Here is a 13,957-nt window from a genome sequence, read left to right as displayed (position 1 = left end):
TCGTTAGCCGCTTGTGACATGGGGTTATCCGAGGATTCGCGCATCTCACGGTCACCGACGCGTTGCCCACCAGAGGGCGAGAACTGTCGGCCGGCCGCTCCCGCAACGCTCCCATTGAGGGGGTCTGTTCCGCACGAACTGGTGCAGCGCTCAGAACAGCGGCCAGGGGACCGGGGACATCCCACCGGCGGGAGCTGGGAACCGTCCGGCCTCGCGCAGCTCGGCGCAGCGCGCAGCGAGGGCCGCGATCTCCTCGGCGCTGAGCAGATCCGCCAGGTCTCGGCCCAGGTCATTCTGCAGTCCATCGGCGACGCGATCGACGCCGGCGAGCTCCTCGTCAGTCAACGCGTCTCCCAACCATCCCCAGAGCACCGTGCGCAGCTTCGGCTCATGATGGAAGGTCAGTCCGTGGTCCACGCCGTGCCGGTGACCGTCCGCCATGGCAAGCACGTGGTCGCCCTTGCGGTCGGCGTTGTTCACCAGCACATCGAAGACCGCCATGCGCCGCAGGGCCGCCGAGTCTTCGTGGATGAGCGTGACGATCCGCCCGTCTGCGTCCCGTCCCTCCAGCACGTGCATCCAGCCGGTCTCCGGCACGTCGTCTCCTGCCACGAGGTCGACGGCGATCTGATTCTCGTCTTGGTCCTGCCAGCGCTGAACCATGCCCGCACCCAGAGGGCCATCGCGCAGCCAGGTGTGTGGGACCACGCCCCAGCCCAGGGCCTCCGAGACCAGGTAGGCGGCCACCTCGCGGTGCGCCAGGGTGCCGTCGGGGAAATCCCAGAGCGGACTCTCCCCAGCCATCGGCTTATAGACCACGGCGACGTCGCCGATGCTGCCCAGGAACGTCGCGTTCGACGCCGTCGTGATGCGTCCGGTGAGCGTGAGTTCTGCGGTCACCAGGTCCGTGGCCGACATCAGCCCTCGGCAGCGGTGCAGGTATGCCCGTCGGCGTCGATCGGGTAGCCACAGAGCGGGCAGGCCGGTCGCCCGGCGCCCACGATCTCTCGGGTGCGCTTGGCGAATGCCCGGGCGGTGCCCACCGGCATGCGCACCAGCAGCATCTCGGTGTCCTGGGAGTCGTCCTCCTCAGACGAAGCCTCGTCATCCTCGTCATCGGGCAGAGAGTAGGCCTCAATGATCACCTGAGCCGTGGCCGGGTCCCAGCCCAGGCTCATGGCGCCGGTGCGGAAGCGCTCCTGGACCGTCTCCAGCTGGTCCTCATCGTCCAGCTCCGGGGGAATGCTGGTGGGAACGCTGAAGGGATTGCCCTCCACGGTGATCAGCTGGTCCAGGATCTCGTCGATCTTCTCGGCGAGCAGGGCCGACTGCTGCTTCTCCAGGGCGATGCTCACCAGGTCTTTGCCGGAGCGCACCTGCAGGTAGAACGTGCGCGCCCCCGGAACCCCGATGGTGCCGATGACGGCCCGGTCCGGCCAGTCAAACTCGTGAACACGTGTAGGCATGTCAGTATTCTAGGCGCTTGCGGTTCATGGCGTCTGGTGTCCTGCCCCGCCGCCCACCGCCGCATCCCCAGATTGGATGCCCTTCGAGAGCCAGGAGAGATCCCCGGCGTCGGTGTTGGTCGCGTGGACGCTGGTGCGGCCTGCGCCGTAGCGCACGATCGAGACCGAGGCCGGGCCCACATTGATGCGCTGGAACAGGTCAAGGTGCATCCCGAGCGCGTCGGCGAGGATCGACTTGATGACGTCACCATGACTCACCGCCGCCCACACCGCCTCAGCTCCATGCTCGGCCTCCACGGCGGCATCGTGGCGCCGAATCGCCGCCACCGATCGCGCTTGCATGGCGGCCATGGATTCCCCGCCGGGAAAGACGACGGCGGAGGGTTGGGACTGTACCAGCGGCCACAGGTCTTCTTTGGCGAGGTCGGTGAGCATGCGCCCCTGCCACTGGCCGTAGTCGGCCTCGGTGAGTTCGGGGTCGATCGGCGCGTGTGGCGTGCCGGTCTGCCGATCGAGGATCTGCTGGGCGGTCTGCTGGCAACGCTCCAGCGGGCTGGAGACCACCGAGACCAAGGGAACGGCCGCGAGCCGGTCTCCTGTGAGGGTCGCCTGGTCACGCCCGGTCTGGTCCAGGGTGACCCCGGCGGCCCTGCCGGCCAGCTGACCGGTGGCATTTGCTGTGGTGCGGCCGTGCCGCACAAGAAGAACTGTCGCCATCCGCTCAGCCTAACCATCCCGGCGGGGAGGGCGTGCGCGCAGGCTCTCAGGCACCTCGAGATGCGAGTGTCCCAGCCTCAGCGCAGCAAGGTGCTGTGCAGGGTGCGCGTGAGCCAGTCGCGATACTCCTCGTCGGTCCAGTCGCGGTCGGTGGTGAGTTGAAAATAGACCTCCGGGGATCCGATGCTCCACATCGCGTCGGCTGCGTGGGCCACATCGAGGCGTGGGTCCAGGTCTCCCGTCGCCGCCACCGCCTCGATGATCCGGGTGAAGTCGGCCAGCCGTTCTCGGCCAGCCACATCGGCGATCTTCTGCAGCTCGGGCTCACCGGCTCGCCCGGCGACCAGCACGCTCGCCAGGAGCGGGCCGATGCGCGTCAGGATGCCGGTGGAAGCCACCACGAAGGCACTGAGGATCCGGTCGCCCGCTCCTTCGTGCAGGGCCGCCTGCATATCGGGGCGCTCGATCAGGGCCACCTGCTCGTCGTCCCCTGAGACCGCGGCGCCCAGGGCCTGCCGGACGAGTTCGGGCTTGTTCTTGAACGCCTTGTAGACCGTCTCCACGGAGACGCCCGCCGTCCTGGCCACCTCAGCCAGGGTCATGGAACTGTATCCCTGCTCGACCAGGAGGCGTGCGGTGGCGTCCAGCACGCTTCTGCGATTGGCCGCCGCCTGCGCCGCGCGATTCGAATTGTCATACGACCGAGCATTGACCTTCGGTGCAGCTTTGATTACAGTCTCCTTGTATTCGATACAGTCTGTTGGTCACCAATACTAGGGGATGATTCAGATGACCACGAAGACCGATGCAGATGTTGCCGTCGCCTCGCTGCACGCCATGGCGTCAGGCAGCGTGGCGGACTTTCGGCCGCTCTACACCGAGGACGCAGTCAACCGGGAGGCTCTGGCGGAGCCTCCGGAGGCGCGTGGAACGGGTCCGGCTGCCCTCTTCGCCACGGCCTTGTGGCTCCGGACCGCTTTCAGCGACCTGGCCTGGGAGGTGCACGAGGTGGTCCACGACGGCGAGCTTGTGGTCATTCACAGCACCATGTCCGGGCGGCAGACCGGTCCCTTCGTCAGCTACGGGCCGGATGCCAAGGTCGCCGCTGCGTTCCCGCCACGGGGCCGGTCCTTCGCGGTCACTCAGACGCATTGGTTGCGCATGAGGGACGGCAGGGTCGCCGAGCACTGGGCCAACCGTGACGACCTCGGAATGGGCCAGCAACTTGGGTGGACCCCACCCACGCCGGTGTATATGGGACGCATGCTACTCGCGACCCGCCGCGCACGGTCGAAGGCGGCCGCCTAGCTCCAGGGCCGGGCACTCAGGCGTTCAGGCACCGGGTGCTCAGGCGCGTCCAGGAGCCGTCTCGGTTCAGGACACGCTCTAGAGTCAAGGGATTGACCCTACGCCCGTGACTCTCTCCGAGGCAGCGCGGAGCAGACCGTGTCCGCCTGGGTGAGCGCGCTCGGCGGGTCTCCCCGGGACATCGCGAAGAACGAGTGGCTCCTCCTCGAGCGGGCAGACCTTGCGGCAGTTGTCGCCGCGCAGGTGGACGGGTTTGGTGTCGTCGCGGCACCGGGAGCAGTGCTGGACCAGATCCGCCCCGCCCCGCCAGAAACACTGCTGGATGCGGACGCGCTGGCGAGCCTGCTCCCCGCAGGCGCTGACCCGATCGGCAGCGCGGACCTGCTCTTCTCCGAACGCAGTCCTCGACTGAGTCCACTCTGTGCCAGGATCGCCGCTCCGGGGGATGCCGCCGCGGTACGCGCCCAGGTGAGCCCCGCGGAGTGGGAGGAGAGCGGCATCGATCAGGCGCAGCGCCTATGGACCGCATGGACCCCGGAGGGGGCTCCCGCCGCCGTCGCCGGCTTCAAGCAGTGGCACTCCGAGCTCGCTCAGATGGCGGTCCTCGCCGGGCGAGGGCACCGGGGGTCGGGTGTGGCCTACGCCGCGGCAGCGCTGGCCATACAGGAGGCGCTCGCGAAAGGGCTGGTCGCGCAGTGGCGAAGCCGTCAGGGCAACGAAGCCTCTCTCGGGCTCGCTGGGAGATTGGGATTCACTCAGCTCGGCGTCCAGGCCGCGGTGCGGCTCAAGGGGTGAAGGGTCAAGGGGTGAAGGGTCACTGACCGTCGGCGCCGAAGCCTCGAGGTCCCGGTGGAATGCGAGGCTCCCCGCCTGGTGGCGAGGTCAGCAGGGCTTTTGCGACCAGCCCCACCCCCAAGAGGGAAATCACCAGCAACACGAACAGCAGGACGCTCTCGGCGGAGGTGGCAGGACAGGCGGTGGAACTGTCATCGATCTCTGGGCAGCTCTTCCACGGTTGCAGCAACATGACCAGGCCTCCGCCCGCGCCCACCAGTCCCAGAACGAATCCCCAGACCATGAGCCGGGTTCTCTTCCGAGCAGCCATATTGATTCCTCTCACCTGACCTCGGGGTCCGCGAGGGCCCTGGCGACTCTGCAGAAGCCTAGCGGGACGTGGCAGGCTTGACCCTGACACAGTGTCAGACGGTGAGGTGGGGACGTGCTATCCATCGGAGGCTTCGCGCAGATCGGCCAGGTGACCCACCGCATGCTGCGGCACTGGGACCGGACCGGTCTCCTGGTGCCCGCACACACCGACCCCTTCAACGGCTACCGCTCCTACGATCCTGAGCAGCTGCAACGGCTGCATCGGATCGTGGCGCTGCGGCAGCTGGGTTTCAGCATCGAGGAGACCTCCTCGCTGCTGCGAGACGGCATCGATGCGGAGCAGCTGACCGGTATGCTGCAGCGGCGTCGAGCCGAAGTGGAGAAGGAACGACGGTCCGCGGCCGCCAGGCTGGCCGACGTCGAGCGGAGGCTTCAGCTCATCGAAGGGAAGACGACCGTGTCAACAATAGAAATCGTCCAGAAGCCGCTGCCGGCGGTCCAGCTCGCCGCGATCACGGTGCGCGTGAACGAACAGCCAGAACTCGCCGGCGTCGTCGGTCCCAGCTTCGACGCCGTGGCGGAGATCATCGGGGGAGTCCGCAGCGCGCTGGACACGCCGATCGCTGCCTACACCGCGCACCAGGAAGGCATCGAGGCCAGCATCGGCTACGCGTATGACGGAGCCGAGCAGTCGGGCTTCGAACTGGTGAAGCTGCCCGCCGCGGAGGACGCCTTCGCCGCGGTGCACCTCGGTGAGATCAACGGCATCCGCACCAGCTGGCAAGCCCTGCATGAGGAGATCATCGACCGCGGCTACGAGCCGGCCGGGCCGTGCCGGGAGCTCTATCTCCGGGCGGATGAATCCGGGCGGACCGACGAGTTCGTCGTCGAGCTGCAGCAACCGGTCCGGGAGACCACCACGAGCTCAGGCCTGAGTCAGTAGCCGCGCGGCGAACCCCGGCCTCAGGCTCGCCAGCATCCCCGCCACTGTCTACAGTGAACCCATGATGCGCCGCCGAGGTCACCCAGCTGCTGATGGAACACGTCGATGACCGGTGAGCTGCTGGTGAACATCGCCCTGGTGCTGGTGTTCGTCCTGATCGGCGGGGTGTTCGCGGCGACGGAGATGGCGCTGGTCACGCTGCGCAGCAGTCAGGTCAACGCGATCGCCCAGCGCGGGCGCCGCGGAGCCAAGGTCGCCGCTCTGGCGCGGAACCCCAACCGCTTCCTCTCCGCGGTGCAGATCGGGGTGACGGTGGCCGGGTTCGCCTCGGCGGCCTACGGCGCGTCCTCGATCGCGCCCTCGCTGGTGCCCGGGCTCTCCTCCTGGGGGCTGGGTGCGCAGGCCTCGCTGACCGTGGCCACCATCCTGCTCACGCTGATCATCGCCTACCTCTCACTCGTCCTGGGCGAGCTGGCGCCGAAGCGGCTGGCGATCCAGCGCAACGCCCAGTTCGCCTACGCGGTGGCGCCGGTGCTCAACGGCTTCGCGCGGCTCATGCAACCGGTGATCTGGCTGCTCTCGGTCTCGACCAATACGGTGGTGCGGGTCCTGGGCGGGGATCCGAACCGCGCCGCGGAGGAGCTCTCCGAGGAAGAGCTGCGGGACATCGTCACCACGCACGAAGGTCTCCCGGCCGACGAGCGCCGGATCCTGGACGACGTGCTCTCGCTGCGCAACCGGCAGCTCAGCGAGGTGATGCGCCCTCGGCCCGAGGTCATGGCGCTCCCCGGCGGGAGCACCGTGGCGGAGGCAGTGGCTCACATCCAGCAGCTGCCCTTCTCCCGCTACCCGGTGGTGGACCAGTCCATCGATGACATCACCGGCTTCGTCCACGTCCGGGACCTCTACGACGCGGCCGCGAAGGATCCCGGCACGGCGCTGGAGAACGTCATGCGACCGATACCGTACCTGCCCTCCACCGCCAGAGTGCTGCCCACCCTGACCAACCTGAGGGCCAGCAACTCCCATATCGCGGTGGTGGTGGATGAGTACGGCGGCACGGACGGGATCGTCACCCTGGAGGACCTGGTGGAAGAGGTCGTCGGAGAGATCTTCGACGAGCGAGACACCGATGAGGCCCCACCGGTGCTCACCGAGGGAGGCGGGGTCGTCGACGGCCGGCTGAACCTGCAGGACTTCACCGAGGCCACCGGGATCGAGCTGCCCAGGGGAACCTGGGACACCGTGGCCGGGTTCGTGCTGGAGCGGCTCGGTCGGCTGGCTCGGGAAGGCGACATCGTCGACGTCGACGGCGCCACCTTGCAGGTGACCCGGATCGATCGCCGCCGGATCGCTGAACTCCTGGTCAGACCGACGCCGCCGGTGACCGACCCGGAGGAGGACTGACCGCCAGGTCCCCGTTCAGTCCTCCAGCTGCTCGTAGTAGCGCGACATCGTGGGGTAGTAGTCCTCCCAGGAGACCTGATCCGGGTCCCGGTCGGCGAGGACCGCGGCGAGCCGGTCCAGGTAGTACTCCCAGCCCGGACCGATGCTGCCCAACGGCTCATCCCCGGTCCGCTGGGCGAAGAGCAGGGTCGTGGTGCCTTCGGCGTGATCAAGCGCCAGGCGCAGATGCCATATGTTCTGCCCGGCACTGGTCTCCAGGGTGAGGCGTCTGGGCGGGGTGCAGTCGAGGATCCTGCACTCCTCCGCAGGAGCGTCCTGACCCTCTGCGGTCATCAAGAACCTGACCCGGCCGCTGGCAGGGTCTCCCTCCCAGCGGCCGATCCACCGCTCCAACTGAGCGGTGTCGGTCAGGGCCGCCCAGACTGTCTCGGGAGGTTCCGGGAAGCGACGCCGGAACTGAAGCTCGGTGCCGTGGGAGCTGTGGCCGAGGGTTCCGGTGGGTTCTGGGGTGTGCGTCGCGCTGGGCATCGGTCATCCCATCATGAGGGCGAAGTTTCATCTCCTGTGCCGACTGTACGCCGCCCCACCACACGGAATCACCGGTTGCGGGCCTCAGTCCACGCCGGGCCGTCGGCGGTTCTGCTTGATCTCCGCCCGCTCTCGCTTGCCCTGGAGGCGCCGACGGTGGGAACCTCGGGTCGCTCGGGTGGGGCGCCGCGGGACCGGCGGGGCGATCGACTCGCGCAGCAGCTCGGCGAGACGCTCCCGGGCCGCGGTTCGATTCCTGCGCTGGGAACGGTGCTCGGCCGCGTTGATGGTCAGCACCGTGCCGGCCAACCGAGTCTGCAGCCGCTCCAGAGCCAGGCGTCGCTGAACCTCGGTGAGCGACGTCGTCGTCGCCAGGTCCAGACTCAGCTGCACCCGGGAGTCGGTGGTGTTGACCCCTTGGCCGCCGGGCCCGGAGGCGTGGGAGAACTGTTCGCGCAGCTCACCTGCCGGGATGAGCAGCCCATGGGGTGCCCCAGGGCCCGGGGGTACGCGCAGATTCTCCACGCCCCTAGTCTGCCGCACGGTTGCCGTGCCACCTGGCCGGGGTCCGGTCAGACCAGTCCTTCCACGATCCGCACTGCGGTCCCGGTGCCGTCCTCCTGCGCCATGGATCCGGCCGCCGCCTGCACCGCAGCGCGATAGTCTCCCGCGCTGCTCAAGGCGGCGCTGAGCCCGGCCGCGGTGAGTCGCCGCTGCGGAATTGGTTCTGGAGCCAGCCCCTTCTCGCGCAGCCGTGCACCCCAGAACGGCTGATCGGCGATGAACGGCACCAGCACCGAGACGGTGCCGGCCGCCGTCGCCGCGTGCACCGTGCCGATCCCGCCATGATGCACCGCGGCCGCCGCTTTCGGCAGCACCGCGTTGTGCCCCACCGACCGGGTCACCAGCAGGTCCTTCCCGCGCAGCGCCTGCGGAACCTGCAGCCCGCCGAGGCCGGTCGCCAGCAGCGCCCTGAACCCGGCGCCGCGAATCCCGGCGAGGACCTCGCGGGCCCGCGCCACCGGATCTCCTGAGGCCATCGACCCGAACCCGGCGTAGACGAAGTCCCCGGCCTCGATGAATGCCGCCACTTCGGCGGGAACCGCCTCCGAGGCGTCGCCGGGCCCCGAGCCGGCACTGGTCCAGGCGCCGGTCAGGTGCACCGAGTCGCCCCAGTCCGCGGGACGGTGCAGCAGCGCCGGGCTGATCGGCAGCAGGGTGGCCGCCGGCGGGGGAGTGCGGCGGCTGAAGCTGCCGACCAGCCGGGAGACCTCCCGGAGGTCCCGGCGGAACATCGCCTCGCCACCACCGGCCAGGCGGTAGGTCACCCGGTTCAGCGCACCGAGATCCCGGGTGAGCGTCCCGGCGGCGGGGAAGCTGCTGGTGGGGGTCACGGCCGGCACGATCTCGACCAGCACATGCGGGATCCCTAGCGCCTCGGCCACCAACCCCGCAGAGAGAACCTTTGGATGCGCCAGCAGCACATCGGGTGCGAACTCCATCGCCGCCCGCGCAGACTCCAGGAGCACCGCGCGCATCAGCGGCTGGATGACCGAACGGTAGGACCGCAGCGCCGCCGCCACGGAGACCCCCTGCTGGGTGATCAGCGCCGTGTAGTCCACACCCATGCTTGCGACGTCGATGCCGGTCAGGTCCACCCCGGAGTTCTCCGGCACCACCAGGCGCACCTCGTGTCCGGCGGCGGCCGCCCGGCGCGCCAGCGCGGCGAAGGGGGCCACGTCCCCGCGAGATCCCGCGGTCACCAGCAGTATCCGCATCCTGCTCACCTGCTCCCTCTCCGATCCAACGCCGCCGGTCGAGTCATCCTGCCCGTCGAGTCATCCTGCCCGTCGAGTCGCCTCGCCCGCCGAGTCACCCGGCCTGTTCGGACCCGGCCCGCCGCGACTCCCGGCGCGGTCCGCGCTGCGGGGTGGTGAACACCGTGGTCACCTCCGAGGCGTAGAGCACCGAGTCCGGGGCCCGCTCGGCGAGCCCGGGGAAGCCGGCGGCGCCCAGCAGCCCGTCCTGCAGGTGCACCAGCTCGGCCTGCTGCAGGGGCCAGGGCTCGTGGCTGTTCCGGCAGTAGAGGGTGCGCCCCCAGTGCTGTTCGTGGAACCCCCAGCGTGCGGTCAGGAACTCCGCCAGCGGGTCATTCTTCAAGGCCGCGTCGGCTGCGTCGTCGTGGCCCGGACGCACGCGCAGCGTGGAGGAGGCAGCGCGCTGCCCGTGCCGTCGGGTGGTGTACTCGACCTCGCCGTCGTGCTGCTGGAGCCGCATCGACGCCCACTGATAGCGCAGCCCGAACACCGCCCGCGCCACCAGCACCGGGATCAGGTGCGAGGCCTCCAGACTGCGGAAGACCACCCCGCGGCGAGCCTGCTCGTCCACCGAGTAGAGCCGGACGTTGACCTCCGGGAAGTCCCCGAGCCAGGGCACCGCGGGCCCGCCGAAGAAGGAGCTCTTCGACATCTGGAATCCGATCAGGCCCACCCAGGAGCTGCCGTCGAAGACATCCGGGGAGCAGCCCGGGGGCATATAAGGGGCGACGACGCTGGGGTCGACCCGCCAATGCAGGAAGGACACCTCGCTCCACCGCTGCCGCAGGACGGCCGGACCGCCCAGCGGCGGGGCCTCGGGGGAGAGCGCATGCACAGCCATCAGGACACCTCGTCATCGCGGCAGGAAGCTCGGCGCTCCGCAGAGCGGCGGCCGTTGATCAGCATCATATCCAGCCCGGATCACCCCGGGCGCCGGTGTCGCGCGTCTGCGCAGAAGACGGCGTAGATTGATCCAGTCGTGCAGGAGGCCAACAAACTGACCTCCCAAGACCGGCGGCGCTGGTGTCAGAACGAGGCGAGGTGGTTTCCCGATGAGCGGTGAGAACGCGAACCCGAGCGAGCCTGCCAAGCCCATCACCGTCTCGGTGGTCATCCCGGTCAAGGATGACAGCGCCGCGCTGACGGTCTGCCTCGCCGCCCTGGCCGCGCAGACCCGGACCGCAGAGGAGATCATCGTGGTGGACAACGCCTGCACCGACGACTCGGCCGCAGTGGCGCGCGCCGCGGGCGCCAGGGTGTGCAGCTGTCTGCAGCCGGGGATCCCCGCCGCCAGCGCCACCGGCTACGACGCCGCCACCGGTGACCTGATCCTGCGGCTCGACGCTGACTGCGTGCCGGGACCTGAGTGGATCCACGATGTCATCGCCGCCTTCGAGGAGCAGCCAGAGGCCGGGGCGCTCACCGGAGACGCGGAGTTCATCGACGGGCCGGCCCTGCTGCGACGACCGCTGGTGCGGGCCTACCTCTTCGCGTACATGAACTTCTGCATCCCGGCGCTGGGTCACCGGCCGCTGTTCGGCTCCAACCTGGCCATGCGCCGGGAAGCATGGGACACGGTCCGGCTCTCGGTGCACCGCGATGACCCCGAGATCCACGACGACCTCGACCTCTCCTTCCATCTCGGCGAGCACTATCGGCTGGGCGTGATCCGCGGCGAGCCGATGGGCATCTCGATGCGTCCGTTCGCGGACGCCCGAGCCTTCCGACGCCGGATCAGGCGCGGATTCCGTTCGGTGACCGTGCATTGGCCGCGCGATCTTCCACCCCGGAGATTCTCACGCCTCGCCCGACGCCGCTCCGCTCAGAGCGGCCAAGCGCGTCCAGCCGGGCCTCAGGAGGCCCATCGATGACCGCTGAGCAGGCAGGTGCGCCCATGGACTCCGCCGGCTCGCCGGGATCCGGCGTGGGGGCCGAGCACTCCAGGCTCCGCTCGGAGTCCGCGCTGATCGGGCCCGTGCCCGCGCCGGGACTGCATGTGATGACCTGGAACATCCGCCGGCGAAGCTTCGCGCTGCATCCGCGCCGAGCGGATCGGTGGCGGCGCCGCGCCCCAGGGGTGCGCAGCCTGCTGAAGACCGAGCGGCCGGCTCTGCTCGGGGTCCAGGAGGCTCTGGCGGATCAAGCAGGTTTCGTCGCCGAGGCGCTCGGGGGCGGACACCGGTTCGTCGGGCACGGCCGGGGCCCGCACGGGCACGGCGAGGCCTCTCCGATCTACTACGACACCGAGCGCCTGGAGCTCCTCGACTGGGAGCAGCGCGCCCTCTCCGACACCCCGCACCACCCGGGATCCCGGTCCTGGGGGAACCTGATCCCGCGCATCATGGTCGTCGCGAAGTTCCGGGACCGCGCCACCGCCACGACCTTTCTCGCCGTGAACACCCATCTGGACCATCTTTCGCTGAGTTCCAGGTTGAGCTCGGTGGAGAGCATCCGGGAACTCATCACCGGCAGTGAGCTGCCGGGGGTGGTCCTGGGGGATATGAATGCCGGTCCCCGCAGCGCCCCGATCCGGGAGCTGCTGCGCGGGCAGGCGCTGGTCGATGCCTGGGCGGTCGCTGAGCGTCGCGAGAGCCCGGAGTGGGGGACCTTCGCGAACTACCAGGAGCCGCGCCGCGACCGAGCCCGGATCGACTGGATCATGGTCACACCTCAGGTGCACGTGGGCCGCGCGGTGATCAACACCCGGCGCGGCCCACGCGGCTGGGCCTCGGATCATCTCCCGGTCCAGGCCGTGCTGCACCTCGACGAGGCCGGTGGTGCCCGGTGATGGAGAACTTCCTGCGAGCCCCGCAGAGCATCGCCGAGGTCGCCGCCGACGTGCTGCGCGTGATCGGCCTGTTCAGCGTGATCCTGGCGGCGATGTTCCTCGCCCCCACCGATGCCGGCATCCTCGCGTTCGCGCTGCCGGGACTGGTGGCGCCGCGCTTCCTGGGCTTCCCCGCCGCGGCGGACATCACGGTCTCAGCGACGCTGCTGATCGCCGCATGGAGCAACGTCTTCGACCTCTACACCCTGATCCCGAACTGGGACCTGCTGGTGCATTTCTTCTGCACCGCAGTCCTCGCCGCGGGACTCTACGTCATGCTGCTGCGCTCCCAGACCGTGGCGGATCCCCGCTCGCACCGACGTGCCGCATGGATCGGGGTGCTGCTCACTGCCACGCTGGGGCTCGCACTGAGCGCGGTCTGGGAGATGGTGGAGTGGCTGGGCTTCATCTTCGTCACCCCCGACATCTTCGTGACCTACACCGACACGATCTCAGACATGGCCGCCGGCGGGCTCGGATCGCTGGCAGCTGGCGTCATCATCGTGCGTCACCTGCGTTCGAACCGACGCGTGTCCCAGGCCCCGCCTAGACTGAGCCACACGCGACGGGATGGAGATTCATGGACACCGACGTCATAGTCATCGGCGCAGGGCTCGCCGGACTGCAGTGCGCGCGCCGGCTGCAGCGCAACGGACACCGGGTCACCGTGCTCGAGGCCGCCGACGCCGTGGGCGGGCGGGTGCGCACCGACCTCATCGACGGATTCCGGTGTGACCGCGGCTTCCAGGTGTTGAACCCGGCTTATCCGGCTGTGCGGGACTGGATCGACCTCGACGCACTGGGCCTGCAGAAGTTCGCAGTCGGCGCGGTGATCCGCACCGCCAGATCCACCACCACGCTGGCGCACCCGTTGCGGCACCCGCAGCACGCGCTGGCCACATTGGGCAGCCGGCACACCCCGCTGCAGGATCTGCTCGGTCTGGCGCGCTGGATCGCCCCGAGCCTGCGGCAGCCCCCCACCGGTCCACGACCACAGCAGGACCAGACGCTCAGCGCCTCCTTCGACGCGGCGGGATTCACCGGCAGGCTGCGCCGAGATGTGCTGGAGACCTTCCTCGCCGGGGTCCTGGCGGACAGCAGCGGGCAGAGCTCGGCGAATTATGTGCGCCTGCTGGTCCGCTACTTCGCGCTGGGCACCCCGGGGCTGCCCCGGGAAGGCATGCAGGCGCTTCCGGAGCAGATGGCGCAGTGGCTGCACGACCCGGTGCGGCTGCACACTCCCGCCCGGGAGATCATGCACACCGCCGACGGGGTGCAGGTCGGCACGGATGCTGGGCCGTTGCGGGCACGGGCCGCCGTCGTCGCCGTGGCGCCGCAGCAGCTGCACGAGCTCACCGAGGCCCCCGCGCTGCCCACCCACGGGCTGACCACCTGGTGGTTCCGCGCCCCGGAGCTGCCACAGCACGGAAAGTTCCTGATGCTCGACGCGACGCGGCGCGGGGGAGGCCCGGCCGGACCGATCTGGAACACCGCAGTGGTCTCCCAGGCCGCGCCCTCCTATGCGCCCGAGGGGCAGCACCTGGTGCAGGCCACCACCTTGCTGGACCGGCCCGACGGGTTGGCCGAGGAGGCCGTGGTGCGCCGAGACCTGGAGCGGCTCTACCAGGTGTCCACCGCGGACTGGGAGCTGCTCACCCACCACATCGTGGAACATACGCTCCCGGTCCAGCCGCCGCCGCTGCGCGAGGCCAGCCCGCAACAGGTGGGGGAGCGGGTGCTGATCGCCGGGGACCACCGCGATCACGGCTCCCTCCAGGGCGCGCTGGTCTCCGGGGACCAGGCGGCGCGCTCGGTGACCCGACTGCTCACCGGCTGA

General features: G+C 69.5%; 17 protein-coding genes. 8 read left to right on the top strand and 9 right to left on the bottom strand.

The genetic code is table 11. From position 1 onward, the window contains the following. Window positions 1-150: 150 nt before the first annotated feature. From HNR11_RS13215 to HNR11_RS13200, 4 genes are all read right to left on the bottom strand, one after another. The gene (locus HNR11_RS13215; protein ID WP_179442756.1) at window positions 151-918 is read right to left on the bottom strand and encodes an SCO1664 family protein; all 768 of its coding nucleotides are present in this window, start codon (window positions 916-918) and stop codon (window positions 151-153) included. Next, on the bottom strand, window positions 918-1,466 hold the full coding sequence (locus HNR11_RS13210; RefSeq protein ID WP_179442755.1) for a DUF3090 domain-containing protein: 549 nt from the start codon (window positions 1,464-1,466) through the stop codon (window positions 918-920). Before HNR11_RS13210 ends, HNR11_RS13215 begins: the two co-directional genes overlap by 1 nt. Window positions 1,467-1,490: 24 nt before the next feature. Beyond that, a complete protein-coding gene (locus HNR11_RS13205; RefSeq protein WP_179442754.1) occupies window positions 1,491-2,183 on the bottom strand; it encodes a histidine phosphatase family protein in 693 nt (230 codons plus the stop codon). Window positions 2,184-2,260: 77 nt separating this feature from the next. Then, on the bottom strand, window positions 2,261-2,833 hold the full coding sequence (locus HNR11_RS13200; RefSeq protein ID WP_343050682.1) for a TetR/AcrR family transcriptional regulator: 573 nt from the start codon (window positions 2,831-2,833) through the stop codon (window positions 2,261-2,263). A 139-nt stretch (window positions 2,834-2,972) separates the two neighbouring features. Here HNR11_RS13200 and HNR11_RS13195 point away from each other — a divergent pair, with 139 nt between their 5' ends. Both HNR11_RS13195 and HNR11_RS14315 read left to right on the top strand, forming a co-directional pair. Beyond that, window positions 2,973-3,491, top strand: coding sequence for an ester cyclase (locus HNR11_RS13195; RefSeq protein WP_179442752.1), 519 nt, complete (start codon window positions 2,973-2,975; stop codon window positions 3,489-3,491). A gap of 138 nt (window positions 3,492-3,629) precedes the next feature. Continuing rightward, complete coding sequence (locus HNR11_RS14315) at window positions 3,630-4,286, top strand: GNAT family N-acetyltransferase (protein ID WP_179442751.1); 657 nt, start codon at window positions 3,630-3,632, stop codon at window positions 4,284-4,286. A 19-nt stretch (window positions 4,287-4,305) separates the two neighbouring features. Here the strand turns inward: HNR11_RS14315 and HNR11_RS13185 are convergent, their stop codons facing one another. Then, window positions 4,306-4,569: a hypothetical protein gene (locus HNR11_RS13185; RefSeq protein ID WP_179442750.1), complete on the bottom strand. Its 264-nt coding sequence runs from the start codon at window positions 4,567-4,569 to the stop codon at window positions 4,306-4,308. Window positions 4,570-4,710: 141 nt separating this feature from the next. On the opposite strand from HNR11_RS13185, the gene HNR11_RS13180 reads away from it, so the two are divergent. Then, entirely contained in the window at window positions 4,711-5,541 is an 831-nt protein-coding gene (locus tag HNR11_RS13180) for a MerR family transcriptional regulator (RefSeq protein ID WP_179442749.1), read from the top strand. Window positions 5,542-5,646: 105 nt separating this feature from the next. Beyond that, entirely contained in the window at window positions 5,647-6,948 is a 1,302-nt protein-coding gene (locus tag HNR11_RS13175) for a hemolysin family protein (protein ID WP_179442748.1), read from the top strand. A gap of 15 nt (window positions 6,949-6,963) precedes the next feature. On the opposite strand, the gene HNR11_RS13170 is transcribed toward HNR11_RS13175, so the two are convergent. The 4 genes from HNR11_RS13170 to HNR11_RS13155 all read right to left on the bottom strand — a co-directional run bounded on the left by HNR11_RS13170 (window position 6,964) and on the right by HNR11_RS13155 (window position 10,134). Further along, entirely contained in the window at window positions 6,964-7,476 is a 513-nt protein-coding gene (locus HNR11_RS13170) for an SRPBCC family protein (protein WP_179442747.1), read from the bottom strand. Window positions 7,477-7,560: 84 nt separating this feature from the next. Beyond that, window positions 7,561-8,001 carry an alternative ribosome rescue aminoacyl-tRNA hydrolase ArfB gene (gene arfB / locus HNR11_RS13165; protein WP_179442746.1) on the bottom strand — a complete coding sequence of 147 codons (441 nt, stop codon included), beginning with the start codon at window positions 7,999-8,001 and terminating at the stop codon, window positions 7,561-7,563. Window positions 8,002-8,048: 47 nt separating this feature from the next. After that, complete coding sequence (locus HNR11_RS13160; RefSeq protein ID WP_179442745.1) at window positions 8,049-9,239, bottom strand: nucleotide disphospho-sugar-binding domain-containing protein; 1,191 nt, start codon at window positions 9,237-9,239, stop codon at window positions 8,049-8,051. Window positions 9,240-9,348: 109 nt separating this feature from the next. Further along, the gene (locus HNR11_RS13155) at window positions 9,349-10,134 is read right to left on the bottom strand and encodes a YqjF family protein (RefSeq protein WP_179442744.1); all 786 of its coding nucleotides are present in this window, start codon (window positions 10,132-10,134) and stop codon (window positions 9,349-9,351) included. Between the two features lie 211 nt (window positions 10,135-10,345). Between HNR11_RS13155 and HNR11_RS13150 the strand changes: the two genes are divergently transcribed. The 4 genes from HNR11_RS13150 to HNR11_RS13135 are packed head-to-tail and all read left to right on the top strand — an operon-like array spanning window position 10,346 to window position 13,957. Further along, the gene (locus HNR11_RS13150) at window positions 10,346-11,164 is read left to right on the top strand and encodes a glycosyltransferase family 2 protein (RefSeq protein ID WP_179442743.1); all 819 of its coding nucleotides are present in this window, start codon (window positions 10,346-10,348) and stop codon (window positions 11,162-11,164) included. Continuing rightward, on the top strand, window positions 11,161-12,081 hold the full coding sequence (locus HNR11_RS13145) for an endonuclease/exonuclease/phosphatase family protein (protein WP_246310405.1): 921 nt from the start codon (window positions 11,161-11,163) through the stop codon (window positions 12,079-12,081). Before HNR11_RS13150 ends, HNR11_RS13145 begins: the two co-directional genes overlap by 4 nt. Continuing rightward, on the top strand, window positions 12,081-12,719 hold the full coding sequence (locus HNR11_RS13140; protein ID WP_179442742.1) for a DUF2238 domain-containing protein: 639 nt from the start codon (window positions 12,081-12,083) through the stop codon (window positions 12,717-12,719). Before HNR11_RS13145 ends, HNR11_RS13140 begins: the two co-directional genes overlap by 1 nt. Beyond that, complete coding sequence (locus HNR11_RS13135; RefSeq protein WP_179442741.1) at window positions 12,701-13,957, top strand: flavin monoamine oxidase family protein; 1,257 nt, start codon at window positions 12,701-12,703, stop codon at window positions 13,955-13,957. Before HNR11_RS13140 ends, HNR11_RS13135 begins: the two co-directional genes overlap by 19 nt.

The sequence above is a fragment of the Nesterenkonia sandarakina genome, from assembly GCF_013410215.1.
Lineage (GTDB): Bacteria > Actinomycetota > Actinomycetes > Actinomycetales > Micrococcaceae > Nesterenkonia > Nesterenkonia sandarakina.
This window is presented reverse-complemented; position numbering and strand designations above follow the sequence as displayed.

Bases quoted from the DNA above. Each gene is read 5' to 3' on its own strand.
- HNR11_RS13215 (WP_179442756.1), bottom strand. From the start codon at position 918: ATGTCGGCCACGGACCTGGTGACCGCAGAACTCACGCTCACCGGACGC.
- HNR11_RS13210 (WP_179442755.1), bottom strand. From the start codon at position 1,466: ATGCCTACACGTGTTCACGAGTTTGACTGGCCGGACCGGGCCGTCATC.
- HNR11_RS13205 (WP_179442754.1), bottom strand. From the start codon at position 2,183: ATGGCGACAGTTCTTCTTGTGCGGCACGGCCGCACCACAGCAAATGCC.
- HNR11_RS13195 (WP_179442752.1), top strand. From the start codon at position 2,973: ATGACCACGAAGACCGATGCAGATGTTGCCGTCGCCTCGCTGCACGCC.
- HNR11_RS13185 (WP_179442750.1), bottom strand. From the start codon at position 4,569: ATGGTCTGGGGATTCGTTCTGGGACTGGTGGGCGCGGGCGGAGGCCTG.
- HNR11_RS13175 (WP_179442748.1), top strand. From the start codon at position 5,647: ATGACCGGTGAGCTGCTGGTGAACATCGCCCTGGTGCTGGTGTTCGTC.
- HNR11_RS13170 (WP_179442747.1), bottom strand. From the start codon at position 7,476: ATGCCCAGCGCGACGCACACCCCAGAACCCACCGGAACCCTCGGCCAC.
- HNR11_RS13155 (WP_179442744.1), bottom strand. From the start codon at position 10,134: ATGGCTGTGCATGCGCTCTCCCCCGAGGCCCCGCCGCTGGGCGGTCCG.
- HNR11_RS13150 (WP_179442743.1), top strand. From the start codon at position 10,346: ATGAGCGGTGAGAACGCGAACCCGAGCGAGCCTGCCAAGCCCATCACC.
- HNR11_RS13145 (WP_246310405.1), top strand. From the start codon at position 11,161: ATGACCGCTGAGCAGGCAGGTGCGCCCATGGACTCCGCCGGCTCGCCG.
- HNR11_RS13140 (WP_179442742.1), top strand. From the start codon at position 12,081: ATGGAGAACTTCCTGCGAGCCCCGCAGAGCATCGCCGAGGTCGCCGCC.
- HNR11_RS13135 (WP_179442741.1), top strand. From the start codon at position 12,701: ATGGACACCGACGTCATAGTCATCGGCGCAGGGCTCGCCGGACTGCAG.